The organism is Pseudomonas sp. B22(2017), from assembly GCF_002113105.1.
GTDB classification, from domain to species: domain Bacteria; phylum Pseudomonadota; class Gammaproteobacteria; order Pseudomonadales; family Pseudomonadaceae; genus Aquipseudomonas; species Aquipseudomonas asiatica.
Genome location: NZ_NEJN01000025.1, coordinates 1 through 15,851 on the forward strand (window position 1 = coordinate 1; position 15,851 = coordinate 15,851).

Below are 15,851 nucleotides of genomic sequence, written 5' to 3' on the forward strand. Positions count from 1 at the left end.
AAGGGGTGGGGCGATGTCTCCCACGGTCTGTACTGCTGTGAACAGTCAGAATCGGGCATTTAGTCCCACCACCCCTTCAAGTCTAACCATACAAGCGGGCGAGCCCGCGAAAGGGCCCGGACAAGCAGCAGCAAATTCAGGGCTGTATCTGGTCTTCCAGCTTCATGGTCAAGGCCAATGTACTGCCCATCTGCACCGCCCGGTCACGCCACTCCTGGTAGCGTCCCTCCTCGCGGCTGCTGAAGTGCACCGCCAGCTCTTCGGCCGCCTGCACCACCCCCGCAGCTGCCGCCAGCTCCAGCCAGTACAGCGCGGCTTTCAAATCAGCCTCCACGTACAGCCCGTGCATCAACCGATAACCCACCTCGAAACGGCAGCGTGCCTCGCCCTGCTCGGCCCCGCGCAGGAACCACTGGTAGGCCTGTACAAGATCTACCTGCCACTGCAGGCCACCTTCACACACCTCTTCCTCGTACAGGTCACCCAGCGCGGCAGCGGCATGCAGCATGCCCCGCTCGAAAGCCTGCCGGTAGCACTCCGCCGCCTGTAGGTAAGAGGGTTCGATACCTTTGCCGAAGTAATGTTGCTGCCCAAGGTTGAACCACGCCGCGGCATTGCCTTGCAGGGCCGCCATGCGCAACAGGTGGCCGGCCAACACGGTGTCAGCACGCCAGTATTTGCCGTTGAGCCAGATCCAGCCAAGGTCGTTGAGCGCCGCCACGTTGCCTTGCAAGGCCTGGCGGCGCAGGTCGACGTAAACCGTCTGCAAGTCGCTGGCTTCGTCCAGGCGACTGACCAGCAGCGAGCGCTGGCTGGGCAACCCTATCCCGGCAAACAGTCGCTGTCGCCTCCCGACAGCGGCCGGTGGGGCAATGACCCGCTCGGGCAAAAGGCGGGCAAGCAGCGAATGGATATTGCTGGCAGCAGACATGTTCATCCTCATTGAACGACACACAACCCCAACCTTCGGCTGTGATGAGGCGTGATTCTGCGTGACGTAACGTCAAAACCTGTCGCGAACGATTCGGCACCAGGCAACCAAATGCGACTTCCTTGATCTGAGCAGGCTGTGGCCAATTGCCATGACCCACGCCTGCCGCCATCCTATTGTGGCAAGCCTAGACAAGGACGTTATCTTTTGCCGTTCGCCACCACTCGCGCCACCCTCAGCCGACAGTGGGCGCTGCTGCGCCAGTTGCCCAGCCGTTCCCCTGGCATTACCAGCGCCGAATTGGTCTGGCGCCTGCGTGACGTGGGCTTCACCGTCAGCAAACGCACTGTCGAGCGTGATCTCAATGAGCTGTCGCTGATATTTCCGCTGGAGCGCAATGACAAGAGCATTCCGTTTGGCTGGCACTGGTCGGCGAGCGCAGTGGGCGACTTGCGCGGCAATTTCGACTTGTTGACGCACCTGCGCGGTGATGCGCTGCAACCGGCTCGGGGTGAGGGGGTGGAGTTGGTGGCGCGGATCAGCGATACGCTGGCGCGGCAGTTGCGGGTTGCGCCGTTGAGTAGCGACATGCAGCTGACGGCGTTGGAGCACGGGCATCGGTTGCAGGCCACGGTGAGTGACGGCTGGCCACTGCGCTGGTGGCTGTTGAGCCATGGCGATGGGGTGGTGGTGGAGCAGCCTGCCGGCTTACGGGAAGAGATTGGCAGGATCCTTAGTAATGCTGCGGCCCAGTATCAGAATTTTTAGGCTTGAGCCGGGAGGTGGTTTGCAGACTGACAGGTTGACCCTGCCTACAGCCCCCATTGTCTATTCTCGCTGGGTCAACACACGCCCATAGAAGTCGCGTGCGGCGCCATCAGGATAACAACGGGACAACCTCTGATAATTGTCAAAACTGGTATTTTTACCAGTTGCTCAAAATACCGACTCTGCTCATGCTGAACCAGAAATTTGGTCGCACGGGGTTAGACACAATGAGTCGCACTCAAGCTCGCAAATATTTCCATCAAGATCAAAAGCTCAATACAATATTGACGCAAAACGAGTCCTGGATAGCAATATATGCCAACACTCAGCTAATTAGCGAATATCTGTTCCATAAAGGGACGACACCGAACACACTCATTCCCGGCACTGATGCTAGCGCAAGTGTCATTACCGTGACAAATGCTGATACACTGATAGTGCTAAGTTATACGCCTTATGGCAACCTGGGCAACCACATTCTCGCCAGTGGCAGATTGCGATACAATGGAGAGCTGCTAGAAAAGTTAACGAATTGTTATCTGCTCGGAAATTATAGGCTATACAGTGCTCCGTTGATGCGGTTCCTTTCTGCAGACGCGTACAGTCCCTTTGCCGCTGGCGGTATCAATCCCTATGCCTATTGCGAGAATGACCCAGTAAACCACGCAGATCCGAGCGGGCACGGTAGAATTCCTAACGCTAACTCTCGCCCATCAAGTCCTACCAGAATTCTACTTAACAAAGTTGCTGCCAAGCTGAAGATACTTGAAAAAAATAATAAGCTTGACTCCCAAAGGAAAAGCTTCAGCACAACCCCAGTTAACTTTCCATACGAAAACTTCAAACCTGCAGAACAACGAATCAATGCAAACAAGGCGTTAATTGATTCAATCAAGAAAAGCAAATTACCAAACAAAAACGACGCAATTGATCTCGTAGCCGCATCCACGTGGGCAATCGCAGACAAAAATAATTTAGGCACAGCACACGTGACTGGCATCCGCCGCAATACCCTTTATGGGAAACACATAATTAAACTAGCAAATGAACTAAGCAGAGAATTAAACCAGACCATCAAAAAAACCATTGGCGAACATACTGCAACATCAATTCCAAACTCACAGCTTTTGAATCCAGCCTTCATTCGGCAGCCATGAGTTTTTAAGTTCGGCGCCGCAAGCTGTGAAATATCTTCGGCTGTACTATGCGGATCACGCTCCACCCGCTCACTGCCTCAACGCACGTCTAAACCAGCCACCTTTTGTTGCTCCGGAACAAAAGAGTGCCGGAGCGGCTGGAGGACGGTAATGGCTTGATTTAAGAGTGAGATGGATAAATGGAACCATCAACGCTGCATCCCCCAGCGCCTCACAGACAACCGCTCCAGCGTGTTGAACACCAGCCCCTCCACCAGTAGACCGATCAGGATAACCACCGCCAACCCGGCAAACACCTTGTCGGTGTACAGCTCGTTGCGGTTCTGGAAGATGTACCAGCCCAACCCGCCTTTGCCACTGCTGGCGCCGAACACCAGCTCGGCAGCGATCAGTGTTCGCCAGGCGAATGCCCAGCCGATCTTCAGCCCCGACAGGATCGACGGCAGCGCCGCCGGGACAAGGATATGCAGTACCAGCCGCAGCCCTTTCAGGCCGTAGTTGCGCCCGGCCATGCGCAGGGTTTCCGACACGCCGAGAAAGCCCGCATAGGTGTTCAGCGCCAGCGCCCAGAGCACCGAGTGCACCAGCACGAAGATCAGGCTGTTGTCGCCCAACCCGAACCACAGTAAAGCCAGCGGCAACAGAGCAATCGCCGGCAACGGGTTGAACATCGAGGTCAGGGTGCCCAGCAGATCGCGCCCAAGCTGGGTCGACACCGCCAAGCTGGTGAGGCCGAAGGCCAGGATGATCCCCAGCAGGTAACCCTTGAGCAGAATCACCAGCGACACGCCAACCTTGGCCGGCAACTCACCGCTGACCATGCCGTCCCACAGCGCCGTGGCCGTCTGCAGGAAAGTCGGTAGCAGCAGATCGTTGCCCTGGTAGCGGGCAATGGCCTCCCACAGCACGGCGATCACCAGCAGGATGACCGCCTTGCGCAACCAGTCGTGCTGCCACAGGCGCTGAGCCAATGGCAGGTTGCGTTCCACAGGCACACTGAGCAAAGGCTCCAGCTGCACCTCGTATTCCTGGCGTACAGGTGTAGTGGTCATGGCTGAAGCTCCTGTCAGTAGGCGATACGGATATCGTTGAAACCAAGATCGTCGGGCTGTTCGGGGGCATCCGCCTCATCGAACAGCAAACGATGGATGCGCCGGGCACTGGCCTGAAAGTCGCTACCACTCAGGCTGCCCAAGTCGTACTGGTGGCTGTGCACTTCGGCCCGCACCCGCCCCGGGTGGGGCGACAGCAGCAGGATGCGGTTGCCGACCACCAGTGCTTCTTCGATGGAGTGGGTAACGAACAGCAGGGTAAAACGCACCTCCTCCCAAAGCAGCAGCAATTCTTCCTGCATCTTGCGCCGAGTCAGCGCATCAAGTGCCGCGAACGGTTCGTCCATCAGCAGGATCTTCGGCTGAGTGGCCAAGGCCCGGGCAATCGCCACGCGCGCCTTCATACCGCCCGACAGGGTGTGTGGGTAGGCATCGGCGAAGGCGGCCAGGCCGACTTTTTCCAGGTAGTGCAGTGCCCGCTCCTCGGCCTCGGCGCGTTTCAGCTGGCCCGACACCAGCAGAGGGAACATGACGTTCTGTTTCACCGTCTTCCATGGCGGCAGCTGGTCGAACTCCTGGAACACCACGATGCGGTCGGGGCCCGGACCGCTGACTGGCTGACCTTGCAGCAGAATCTGCCCCTCCTGGGGCGAGATAAACCCGGCCACGGCCTTGAGCAAGGTGGACTTGCCGCAGCCGGAGGGGCCGAGCAGCACGAAGCGGTCGGCACGGTCGACTTCGAAGCTGACCTGATGGGTGGCCCGCACCACGCGTTGCGAGGTGCGGTATTCGAGGCTGAGGTTATTCACCTTGAGCAAAGGCGGCGCTGCGACACGGCTCAGGTTGCTGGCCGTGTGGCCTGGCAATGGGGCGGTCATGATCGGTCAGCTCCCCTGCTGCGGGCGTTCATCCTGGAAGAAGTAGTCCTTCCACGATTCCGGCTTGTGCTTGATGGCGCCTACCCGATAGAGGAAGTCGGCCAACTTGTAGGTGTTCTTTGGCGTGACGGTGAATTCGTACTGCGGGCTGTCGATCAGCTTGATCAACGTATCGCGGTCGATCTTGGCCTTGGTCACGCGGATGTAGGTGTCGGCGGCGGCCGCCTTGTCCTTCTGGGCGAAGTCCGCGGCTTCGGCCAGCGCATCGACGAAGGCCTTGTAGGTCTTGGGGTTGTCCTTGCGGAATTTTTCAGTGGCGAACAGCAAGGTCGGCGAGTTGGGGCCGAGCAGGTCGTAGCTGTTGAGTACAACGTGCACGTTCTTGTTGGCGAGCACCTGGTCCTGGAACGGCGGGTTGGAGAAGTGTCCGTTGAGTTCGGTGCCGCCGGCCAGCAGCGCGGCAGTGGCATCCGGGTGCGGCACGGCCAGGGTGTACTTGTCGAGGCGGTTGTATTCCTTGTCGCCCCATTGCTGGGCGGCGGCGTACTGCAGGAAGCGCGACTGCACCGAAACGCCTACCGCCGGTACGGCGATGCGGTCCTTGTCGGAGATGTCGGCAATGGTCTTCACATTGGGGTTGCTGCTGACCAGGTAGTACGGGAAGTTGCCCAGCGAGGCCACGGCCTTGACGTTCTGTCGGCCCTTGGTACGGTCCCACACGGTCAACAGCGGGCCGACGCCGGCACCGGCGATGTCCACCGAACCGGACAGCAGTGCGTCGTTGATAGCCGAACCACCCGACAGCTGGGCCCAATCGACTTCGATGTCGATGCCCTGCTCCTTGCCATGTTTTTCGATCAGATGCTGGTCACGCACTACGTTCAGCAGCAGGTAGACGATACCGAACTGTTCGGCGATGCGAATCTTGCCTTCTGCTTGCGCCGTGGCGGGGGCCGCCAGGCTGCCGACGACAAGGCTTGCGCCCAGGCCGATGCTTGCCGCCAGGCGGCTGATGGATTTACGCATGATGGGTTTCCTCAGTCGTCAGAACGGGGCATCGCCCTGGATGGTGGTGCGATACAGCTTGCGCCGCAGGTGTGCGGGGCAGCCAGTGGCCAGGTGGATCAGCGAGCGGTTGTCCCAGAACACCAGGTCGTGAGGCTGCCACTGGTGGCGATAGATGTTCTGCTCCAGCACGCTCAGGGCATACAGCTGTTGCAGCACGTCGCGGCTTTCGTCACTTGGCAGGCCGACGATACGGGTGGTGAAGCCTTCGCTGACGAACAGCGCCTTGCGGCCGTTTTCCGGGTGGGTACGCACCACCGGATGGATGACTTCCTGTACCTGCGCCAGCTGCTCGGCGGTCAGGGTCGGGCGCCAGTTGCCTTCGAACTTGGTCTCGGCGTAACGGGCGGTGTAGGAGTGAGCGGCACTGCGGCCCTCGACCACCTTGCGCAGGGCCGCGGGTACAGCGTCCCAGGCCTTGTGCATGTCGGCGAACAGAGTATCGCCGCCCTCGCCGGGCAGTTCCTGGGCATGCAGCATGGAACCGAGGCTGGGCAGTTCCTTGTACGACAGGTCCGAGTGCCAGAACTTGCCGGCATCACCCAGGCCGATGTTCTGGCCATTCTCGATGATGTTGGAAACGATCAGGATCTCGGGGTGGCCGGCGAGCAGGAACTGCTTGAGCACATGGATCTGCAATGGACCAAAACGGCGGCTGAAGGCGATCTGCTGGTCGGGACTGATGCGTTGGTCGCGAAACACCAGCACATGGTGGTCGAGGTGGGCGCGATGGATACGGGCAAAATCCACGGCGTTGACCGGCCTGGCCAAGTCCAGGCCGATGATCTCGGCACCTACAGCACCGGAAAAAGGGCGGATTTCGAAGCGTTGCGGCAGTGCGCTGTCGATGATCGACAAGGCGTTCGAGGCGGCTGACATTTTTCACTCCCACGCAGTGCGCGACTTCAATGGCGCGCAACGATCAGAAACGCACGGGGATTTCCCGTGTGGGTTCAAGTCGTGCGGCGCATCGATTGGTCGACGGGTACGCAGTGGAAGCGACTATAAAGTCATAAGGGTTTTATTTTAAATACCGATAAAGAATAACCATAGCACGGCTGTCAGAGGCGGTGCGCAATCAGATCAACCCGCCCTGCTCTTCCTCATCGATGAGGTTGTTCAGGCTGCTGAGCGCCTTGCGCGCTGTAGAACGGTTGAGCAGCTTGGCCTGCGCACCGGGGGGCAGGTCGGTGATCTTGAACACACCCTTGGCAGTCAGCACATCGATCAAGTCCTCGAGCACGCGGATCATGTCGAGATCGCTTTGCTTGAGCTGGTTGAGGCTGTTTTCCACGACGTCATCGGCAAACCATTCCTGGATATCGGCATGGTCGGCGGGGAGCATTTCGGTGAACTGGTCAAAAGCGGCTGCTTCGACCCGCTGCAACTGGCCAGCGGCATCGCGTTGCACGTAGAACATGGCGGTGTCCCTCGTCACATTGGTTCCTGGGTGGTAGACAGCAGCATAGGCAAAGATCACCGGGCACGCAGGCCCGGCGCCAGAGTATGCGCTGTCATGGAGTTGCGGGAAAGGCCCAGGCACGCGTCCTGTAGGAGCGGCCTTGTGTCGCGACAGGGCCGCAAAGCGGCCCCACGGTTTCGGCAACAATGCCGGAGACCTGGGGGCCGCTCTGCAGCCCATCGCGACACAAGGCCGCTCCTACAGGGACAGCGCCAGCCTGAAGCCGGTGATGGCGATGGGCTGCAGGGCAGCCCATTGGCGCATCAGCTGTCCTTGTTGTGGACGATGATGGTCGGGTCAGCACCGCTGATCAACGAGTTGATCGTGGTGTTGGACCAGTTCACCCCTTCCAGCTTGATGGTCACGTCGGCATTGGCGATACCACCGGCGGCATTGAGCTTGCCTTCGCTGCTGACCTGCAGCGTCGTCGTGCCTTCCACCGTGGTGAGCTTCAGGTAGTTGTCGATGGTGCTGCCCTTCTCGCCCTGGAGCAGGTCCTTCAGGTCGATGCGGTCGCCTTCGGCCACCTTGAAGTCCTTGATCACGTCATTGCCGGTATCGCCAGCCTTCCATACGAAGGTGTCGGCACCGCTGCCACCGGTCATGGTGTCATCGCCCTTGCCGCCAAGCAGGATGTCATTGCCTTCACCACCGAGCAAAGTGTCCTTGCCCAGGCCACCGATCAGGATGTCATTGCCCTTGCCACCGTCGAGGGTGTCGTCGCCGCCCTGGCCGAACAGGAGGTCATTGCCCGCGCCACCGTTGAGAATGTCATTGCCATCGTTGCTGCGCGAGACATCGAATTCGCTGACGTGCTCGACGATGTACTTGTGCAGCACGCGACCGTCGACATCACCCAGGGCCACACCCAGCTGGCCTGCAACATAGCTCTGTATGGCTTCGACACCGTTGCCGGCGACCGAACCGAAGCTCACCAGGTCACCGAAGATGATGTCGTTGCCATCACCACCGTTGACGGTGTCATTGCCCGGCACGGTGGCTTCGGTGTGGCCCAGGATCGCTTCCGCCAGTTTGCTCGGGTCGATGTTGGTCTGCGGCTTGCTATCGGTGTCGTAAGGCTTCAGGTCGTTGACATTGACCGCGCTGTTCAGGCCGATGGCTTCCACGCCAGACAGGTTGGACAGCAACAGGAAGCTTTGTTGCGAGTTGTAGTCCACATAGTAGTAACCGCTTTCAGCGTAGGAGAACTCAAAGGTGCCATCACCTTGGGCATGCAGCTGTCCAGACGCACCATTGTCGTTGGTCCAGCCCTTTTTGCCCCAGTACTCGGCGGTCATGTTGCCTTTGGCATCGATGCTGAAGCGGTTGTCGCTGCCCACCATCTTGTTGGTGACCACATCGCCCAACTTGTAGCCGATCGACTTGAGCACGGAATCCACCGTGGTGCCGATGTTCCTGAAGGTGCCCTCACGTTCGCCAGCCTGGTACACGTTCGGCTGGCCGTCGGTGATGAAGAACGTCTGGCGGCTGCCGGTGTTGCCCGCATCCATCAATTGCTTGAACCAGTTGGCGGTGGTCTTGAACGCATCCTCGTAGTTGGTCGAGCCGCTGGAATAGAGTGTATTGAGCGCACTGTAGAGCGTGCTCAACGCGTTCTTGTCGCCCAGGTTGACCGAAACCGTACTGTTCACCTGGGTGGAGAAGTCCACCAGCAGGATGTTCACTGTACCGGACTGCGCGCCCTTGACGCTGTTGGCCAAGGTATCGAACACCGACTTCAGCGAGTTACGCGCGGCATCGACCGCGCTGCCCATGCTGCCTGAGGTATCGACGATGAACGCAATGTTGTAGTCCTGACCCGGCGTCACATGCAGGCCACTGATGTCGGCAACGATGATGTCACTGGTGGTGGTGCCGGTGAAACTGTCGCTGTCGGTAGTCAGGTTGCTGGCGGTGTAGGTGTCCGGATAGACAGTTACCTTGATCGTGCCTTCGGTGGAGGCTTTGCTGCCGCCCACGCTTTCGGTAGCGGTCGAGGTGACCTTCACATCGAAACTGCCCTGGTAGTACGCCGGCGGCTTGATGCTCAGGCCGTTGAGGCTCCAGCCGGTGACGTCAACCGAAGTGGCGCCGACGGTTATGGTATGACCAGCGCCATCGCTGAGCACCGAACCTGCCGGAATGCCGCCCAGCTTGACGCTCAGGCTCTCGGAGCCGTCAGTGTCGGTCAGGTTGGTGGAAATGCCGACCAGCTTGACGGTGCCGTTCTCCGGCCCTTCGTTGAGCTTGTAGCCGTCGTAGTAGCCTTGGCCATCACTGCCATGGAAATCGGACACGGAAAGCCCGGCGTTACCCATCGCCGCAACGTTCGGGTACATCGGGATGGCCGAGCTGCTCAGGTCGGTCACCGGGCCGTTACCGACCTTGACGTTGATATCCAGGCTGCCCGGGCCGGACTGGTTGGCGTGGTAGATCTCCAGGGTGTAGTAGCCGCTAACAGGCGGCGAGAAGCTGCCGGAGATCGTACCGCCCGCCCCCCAGGTGGCGCCGACCACGCTGGTTTTGCCGATGTAGACCTGCAGGCTGTCATCGGCGGTGCCGCTGAAGGTGTAGGTCTGGCCGGCTTCCAGGTAGATCAGGCCGGAGGTCTTGGAGCCCGTACCGGCGGCAACGCTGCCGCCCGAATCGGCGCTGGTAACCTGCTCGGTCTTGCTGGCACTGCCAGAGTTGGCGAACACGTTCTTCAGCGCAGTACCGCTGATGCCGTTGCCGTTGGTGCCCAGGCCCGTGAGGCTGTTCCAGGTTTCCTTGGTCAGGCCAAGCGATTCGGGGGTGTTGCTGCCGATGTTCAGGCCAGGCTTGTCGGCTACAGGTGCAATATCGACCTTCAGCGTGGCCTCGCCACCAGCAGCGGTACCGTCGGTAGGCTTGTACTTGATCTGGGCATAGTCGGCCTGCTTGTTGCCGACGCCCGTTCCGCCATATCCGTCGATACCCGACTCGTTGGGTTTTGGCACGAACCGCAGGTTGCCGGCGGCGATGTCAGCCTGGCTGACGGTCTGGTTCTGGGCGACGTTGACCCAGGCGGTGCCGTTGAAGAGCTGCAGGGAACCCGCTGGCAGCTGGGTGAAAGTCACACCCAGGCTCGACAGGGCGCTGTCGACGTCGGAAATGTTGAAGTCGTTCCAGGTCAGCACCAGCGGCGTGTCTTCGACGCCAGTGACGGCGCCGCCAGTGGCGACCGGTGCGTCGTTGACAGCGATCACATTCACCGTGGTCGTGGCGGTGTTCGAGGTATTAACGCCGTCGGTCACCGTCACGGTGATGATGCGAGGCGTGGTGCTCGGGTTCTCGCTGCTGTTGATGAAGGTGATGTTCTTGATCGCCTGGATATAGTCGGCCAGCGACGCAGCGCCGCTCAGGGTCAGGACTACCTTGCCGTCTGTGCTGTTGGCGTTGATCGTGATGCCGTTGACACTGTTGCCCAGGTTCAGCGCATCACCCGGCTGGCGGTTGGTCAGGGTGACCGTCGCGCCCGTCAGCTGCGAGCTGTCGAAGTCGGTGATAGTGACGTCCACATCGCCGATCGACACACCACTGCCTGGCTGGTTCTCGGTGAAGGTGGTCTGGTAGTCGGCTCCGGTCTTGCCGCTGGAGTCGTTGCCATCCAGGTCCAGAACCGGAGCTGGCTCGAATATCTGGGTGGTCACGCTGCCGGCGCTGGAGCTGATGTCGAGCTTCTCGAAGTTACCGCCAGTGGCCGAATCGATCTTGACCGTGAAGTGCTCGGTACCCTCGGTGGCGTTGTCCTTGAAGGTCGGGACGGTGAACGTTGCCTGCGAGCTGTTGGCCTTGATCACTACGGTAGCCACGCCGGTGTAGTCCGTGCCATCGGCCGCGGTGCCGGTGTAGGTCAGTTTGACGGTGACGTCGGTCTCGGCCTTGTTGGTCAGGTTCAGGACGTACGTGGCATTACCACCTTCGGCGACCGCGGCGGTGCCGCTGATGCTCAGGGTGGTGGTCTGGATGGTATCCGTGACAGCAGTGACCGCCGCCGTATCGCTGACGTTCAATTTCTCGAAGTTGCCACCGCTGGTTTCGGTGATCTTCGCCGAAACGTTGCCTGCATCGATATAGACGTCATCGGCTGGCGCCGGAACGGTCACGGAGCCGGAGAGCTTGCCCGCATCGATGCTGATCACAGCGCCGTTGCTCAGCTTGATGGTCATGTCGGTGCCAGCCTTGTTGGTCAGGGTGGCGGTGTAGGTGATCTGGCCACCTTCTGCGACGGTTGGCGTGGCGCTGAGGCTCAGGCTAGTGTGGTCGATGGTGTCGCTGACCTTGGTTACCGCATAGGCTCCACTGGTAGCCAGCAGCTCGAAGTCGCCGCCAGTGGTGCCATCGATCTTGGCCTGAACGGTACCCGCATCGATGTACACATCGTCGCTCGGCGCGTCGATGGTGATCGAACCTTCTTTCTGACCCGCCGCGATGGTGATGGTCTCGCCGTTGCTCAGCTTGACGTTCAGCGCAGTACCCGCCGGGTTGGACAGCGTAGCGGTGTAGGTAATCTTGCCGCCTTCGGCCACGGTATCTGTCGCGGTCAGCGTGAGCGTGGTGACGTCCGGGGTCGCCGGGTTGTCGGTGACAGTAGTCACTGGCTCGCCAACGGCCACGGTCTTCTCGTAGTTACCACCCGAGATGTCGGTGATCTTGTTGGTCAGGTCCAGGTTGGTGTTATGGACGTTGTTCGGCGCGGTGAACGGCACCGACGCCGACGACTCACCCACCGGAATGGTGATGGTCTGGCCGTTGGCCAGTTTTACCACCAGGTCCGAACCGGTAACTTTGTGATTGACCGATGCGGTGTAGGTCACCACACCACCTTCAGCGACGGTCGAGGTCGCGGTCAGGGTCACGGTAGTGGTGTCGATGGTATCGGTGACCTTGGTCACAGCCGCAGTGCTGCTGACGTCCAGCTTCTCGAAATCACCACCGGTGGTACCGGTAACGGTCACGCTCAGGTCTTCGGCATCGACATACACATCGTCGCTCGGCGCGTCGATGGTGATCGAGGCTTCCTTCGAACCGGCGGCGATGGTGATGGCTTCGCCGTTGCTCAGCTTGACGGTCAGCGCAGTACCCGCCGGGTTGGACAACGTTGCGGTGTAAGTGATCTTGCCGCCTTCGGCCACGGTATCTGTCGCAGTCAGCGTGAGCGTGGTGACGTCCGGGGTCGCCGGGTTGTCGGTGACAGTAGTCACTGGCTCGCCAACGGCCACGGTCTTCTCGTAGTTACCACCCGAGATGTCGGTGATCTTGTTGGTCAGGTCCAGGTTGGTGTTATGGACGTTGTTCGGCGCGGTGAACGGCACCGACGCCGACGACTCGCCCACCGGAATGGTGATGGTCTGGCCGTTGGCCAGTTTTACCACCAGGTCCGAACCGGTAACTTTGTGATTGACCGATGCGGTGTAGGTCACCACACCACCTTCAGCGACGGTCGAGGTCGCGGTCAGGGTCACGGTAGTGGTGTCGATGGTATCGGTGACCTTGGTCACAGCCGCAGTGCTGCTGACGTCCAGCTTCTCGAAGTCGCCGCCGTTGGTGCTATCGATATTGGCCTGAACGGTACCCGCATCGATGTACACATCGTCGCTCGGCGCGTCGATGGTGATCGAACCTTCTTTCTGACCCGCCGCGATGGTGATGGTCTCGCCGTTGCTCAGCTTGACGGTCAGCGCAGTACCCGCCGGGTTGGACAGCGTTGCGGTGTAGGTGATCTTGCCGCCTTCGGCCACGGTATCTGTCGCGGTCAGCGTGAGTGTGGTGACGTCCGGGATCGCCGGGTTGTCGGTGACAGTGGTCACTGGCTCGCCAACAGCCACGGTCTTCTCGTAGTTACCACCCGAGATGTCGGTGATCTTGTTGGTCAGGTCCAGGTTGGTGTTATGGACGTTGTTCGGCGAGGTGAACGGCACCGACGCCGACGACTCACCCACCGGAATGGTGATGGTCTGGCCGTTGGCCAGTTTTACCACCAGGTCCGAACCGGTAACTTTGTGATTGACCGATGCGGTGTAGGTCACCACACCACCTTCAGCGACGGTCGAGTTCGCGGTCAGGGTCACGGTAGTGGTGTCGATGGTATCGGTGACCTTGGTCACGGCTGCGCCGCTGTTTACATTCAGCTTCTCGAAGTCACCACCCGTGGTTTCGGTCACTTTGACCTGCAGTACTTCAGCATCAATGTAGACATCATCGCCTGGGGCGTCGACGATGACCGAAGCCTCCTTCGAGCCGGCGGCAATGGTGATGGTTTCACCGTTGCTCAGCTTGATCACCAGATCGGTGCCGGCCTTGTTGGTCAAGGTCGCGGTATAAGTGATCTTGCCACCCTCGGCAACCGTCGGTGTCGCGCTCAGGGTAAGGTGGGTAATGTCCTTGGTGCCTGGTCCGTCGGTCACGGTCGTCACCGGCTCGCCAACGGCTACGGTCTTCTCGTAATTGCCGCCCGAGATGTCGGTGATCTTGTTGGTCAGGTCCAGATTAGTGTTGTAGGCATTGTCTGGCGCGGTGAAGGGCACCGACGCCGACGACTCACCCACCGGAATGGTAATGGTCTGACCGTTGGCCAATTTCACCACCAGGTCAGAACCGGTGACCTTGTGGTTGACCGACGCGGTGTAGGTCACCACACCACCCTCGACCACGCTTTGCGTGGCCGTCAAGGTCACGGTGGTAGTGTCGATGGTATCGGTGACTTTGGTCACGGCCGCCTTGCTGCTGACATCCAGCTTCTCGAAATTGCCACCCGTGGCATCGGTGATGGTCACGCTGAGGTCTTTGGCATCGATGTACACATCGTCCCCTGGGGCGTCGACGATGATCGAAGCTTCCTTCTGGCCTGCCGCGATGGTAATGGTTTCGCCGTTGCTCAGTTTGATGACCAAGTCAGTGCCGGCCTTGTTGGTCAAGGTGGCGGTGTAGGTGATCGTGCCACCTTCGGCCACTGTCGGTGTGGCAGAAAGCGTCAGGCAGGTAATATCCTCTGAGCCTGGGCCATCAGTAACCGTTGTGCTGACTTCCGATTTGTCCAGGGTCAGCTTTTCAAACTTCCAGGCATCTGCACCGCTGACCGAGTCGATCGCATTCACTACAGGCTGAGCACCTACATAGACATCATTAGGCGCGGTAACGGTGATCGAGCCGGTGTTGCTGTTGGCCGGCACCACAACTACGGTCTTGCCGTCGCTGAGGGTGAAGTACAGCGGCGAGTGGTTGTTGATCGGCAGGCCGTCTTGGCTGGTCAGCGTGACGGTATAGGTAATTTCGCCACCCTCGGTGACGGAATCGGTAGCCGTCAGCTTGGCCACTACTTCGTTGATGGTGTCAGTCACTCCCACCGACGCGGCTCCGCCAAATTGCAGATTCTCGAAGGTGCTGCCTGCGGTATCGGTCGCCGACTTGAGGCCGACACTGATAGTGCCGGCGTCTTGGTAAACGTCGTCGCCCTGTACGGCATGGGTGTACTGCGCACTGGTTTCTCCCGCCTTGATCGTGACCTGCGCATCGTTGCTCAAGGTCACGACAAGATCGTGCGCCAGCACGGTGTTGACCTTCACGGTAAAGGTCGGGTTCTGGTTCTCGAGGACCGATACCTGGTCGGCCTCGATGCTAACCCACACAAGGTCACCACCAGAGCCTGGGGTGCCGGATTCATCAGTCACGGTGGTAGTGACCTCGGTTTTGTCCAAGGTCAGTTTCTCGAACTTCCATACATCAGCACCGCTGACCGAATCGATCGCATTGACTACCGGTGGATTGGCGCCCATGTAGACGTTGTCCGGCGCGGCAACGGTTATCGAACCGGTTGTACTGTTGGCCGGTACCTCAATAACGGTCTTGCCATCGCTGAGAGTGAAATACAGCGGCGACTGGATGTTGAGCGGCAGTCCATCCTTGCTGGTCAGCGTGACGGTGTAGGTAATTTCGCCACCTTCGGTTACGGACTCAGTAGCGGTCAGTTTGGCGACGACTTCACTGATGGTGTCCGAGATCTCAACGGTAGCCGGGCCTCCGAACGCCAGCTTCTCGAAGGTGGCACCCGAGACGGTGGCATCTGTCACGCTGAGCGTGACGGAGCCGGCATCCTGGATGATATCATCGCCTTGGGCTGCGGTCTTGTATTCCACTTCGGTCTTGCCGGCCTCAATGGTCACGGTATCGCCGTTCGACAGAGTAACTGTCAACGGACGGTCCAGTGCCTGGCTTACCTTCACAGTAAAGGACGGCTGCTGGTCCTCTGTCACGTTGCCATTACTGACGATGCTTACGGTGACGGTATCGATACTGTCATTGATGACAGTCGATGCAGGCGTCGGGTCTGGCGTCAGCTGCTCGAAGTTGCCGCCGGTGGCACCGGTAATCGTGGTGCTGACAGTCGAGCCGTTGTTGTAGACGTCATTGGCCGGGGTCTCGAAGTCGACGCTGCCCTGGGTCTTGCCGGCTTCAACGGTGATGGTCTGGCCGTTGGACAGGGTCACGGTCACCGGGGTCTGAGCCGGGTTGCTCAGG

Annotated in this window: 9 protein-coding genes; 2 read left to right on the plus strand and 7 right to left on the minus strand. The window is 59.7% G+C overall.

Translation table 11 applies throughout. The annotated features are described in order from the left end of the window. Window positions 1-136: 136 nt before the first annotated feature. Window positions 137-931 (minus strand): tetratricopeptide repeat protein, encoded by a 795-nt coding sequence (locus CAG18_RS25750; RefSeq protein ID WP_085721814.1) that lies wholly within the window; start codon window positions 929-931, stop codon window positions 137-139. Window positions 932-1,138: 207 nt separating this feature from the next. On the opposite strand from CAG18_RS25750, the gene CAG18_RS25755 reads away from it, so the two are divergent. After that, entirely contained in the window at window positions 1,139-1,699 is a 561-nt protein-coding gene (locus tag CAG18_RS25755) for a WYL domain-containing protein (protein ID WP_085721815.1), read from the plus strand. A 188-nt stretch (window positions 1,700-1,887) separates the two neighbouring features. Next, window positions 1,888-2,856, plus strand: coding sequence for an RHS repeat-associated core domain-containing protein (locus CAG18_RS25760; protein ID WP_143492699.1), 969 nt, complete (start codon window positions 1,888-1,890; stop codon window positions 2,854-2,856). A gap of 188 nt (window positions 2,857-3,044) precedes the next feature. Here the strand turns inward: CAG18_RS25760 and CAG18_RS25765 are convergent, their stop codons facing one another. The 6 genes from CAG18_RS25765 to CAG18_RS27420 all read right to left on the minus strand — a co-directional run bounded on the left by CAG18_RS25765 (window position 3,045) and on the right by CAG18_RS27420 (window position 15,850). Beyond that, entirely contained in the window at window positions 3,045-3,908 is an 864-nt protein-coding gene (locus CAG18_RS25765; protein ID WP_085721817.1) for an ABC transporter permease, read from the minus strand. Window positions 3,909-3,922: 14 nt separating this feature from the next. Further along, a complete protein-coding gene (locus CAG18_RS25770; protein WP_085721818.1) occupies window positions 3,923-4,786 on the minus strand; it encodes an ABC transporter ATP-binding protein in 864 nt (287 codons plus the stop codon). A 6-nt stretch (window positions 4,787-4,792) separates the two neighbouring features. After that, window positions 4,793-5,812, minus strand: coding sequence for an ABC transporter substrate-binding protein (locus tag CAG18_RS25775; protein ID WP_085721819.1), 1,020 nt, complete (start codon window positions 5,810-5,812; stop codon window positions 4,793-4,795). An 18-nt stretch (window positions 5,813-5,830) separates the two neighbouring features. Next, a complete protein-coding gene (locus CAG18_RS25780) occupies window positions 5,831-6,730 on the minus strand; it encodes a TauD/TfdA family dioxygenase (protein WP_015268519.1) in 900 nt (299 codons plus the stop codon). A 199-nt stretch (window positions 6,731-6,929) separates the two neighbouring features. Continuing rightward, a complete protein-coding gene (locus tag CAG18_RS25785) occupies window positions 6,930-7,271 on the minus strand; it encodes a hypothetical protein (protein WP_015268518.1) in 342 nt (113 codons plus the stop codon). 305 nt (window positions 7,272-7,576) lie between these two features. Then, window positions 7,577-15,850, minus strand: a complete 8,274-nt coding sequence (locus tag CAG18_RS27420) for an immunoglobulin-like domain-containing protein (RefSeq protein ID WP_371807325.1) — start codon at window positions 15,848-15,850, stop codon at window positions 7,577-7,579. Window position 15,851: the final 1 nt, after the last annotated feature.

Bases quoted from the DNA above. Each gene is read 5' to 3' on its own strand.
- CAG18_RS25750 (WP_085721814.1), bottom strand. From the start codon at position 931: ATGTCTGCTGCCAGCAATATCCATTCGCTGCTTGCCCGCCTTTTGCCC.
- CAG18_RS25760 (WP_143492699.1), top strand. From the start codon at position 1,888: ATGCTGAACCAGAAATTTGGTCGCACGGGGTTAGACACAATGAGTCGC.
- CAG18_RS25765 (WP_085721817.1), bottom strand. From the start codon at position 3,908: ATGACCACTACACCTGTACGCCAGGAATACGAGGTGCAGCTGGAGCCT.
- CAG18_RS25770 (WP_085721818.1), bottom strand. From the start codon at position 4,786: ATGACCGCCCCATTGCCAGGCCACACGGCCAGCAACCTGAGCCGTGTC.
- CAG18_RS25775 (WP_085721819.1), bottom strand. From the start codon at position 5,812: ATGCGTAAATCCATCAGCCGCCTGGCGGCAAGCATCGGCCTGGGCGCA.
- CAG18_RS25780 (WP_015268519.1), bottom strand. From the start codon at position 6,730: ATGTCAGCCGCCTCGAACGCCTTGTCGATCATCGACAGCGCACTGCCG.
- CAG18_RS25785 (WP_015268518.1), bottom strand. From the start codon at position 7,271: ATGTTCTACGTGCAACGCGATGCCGCTGGCCAGTTGCAGCGGGTCGAA.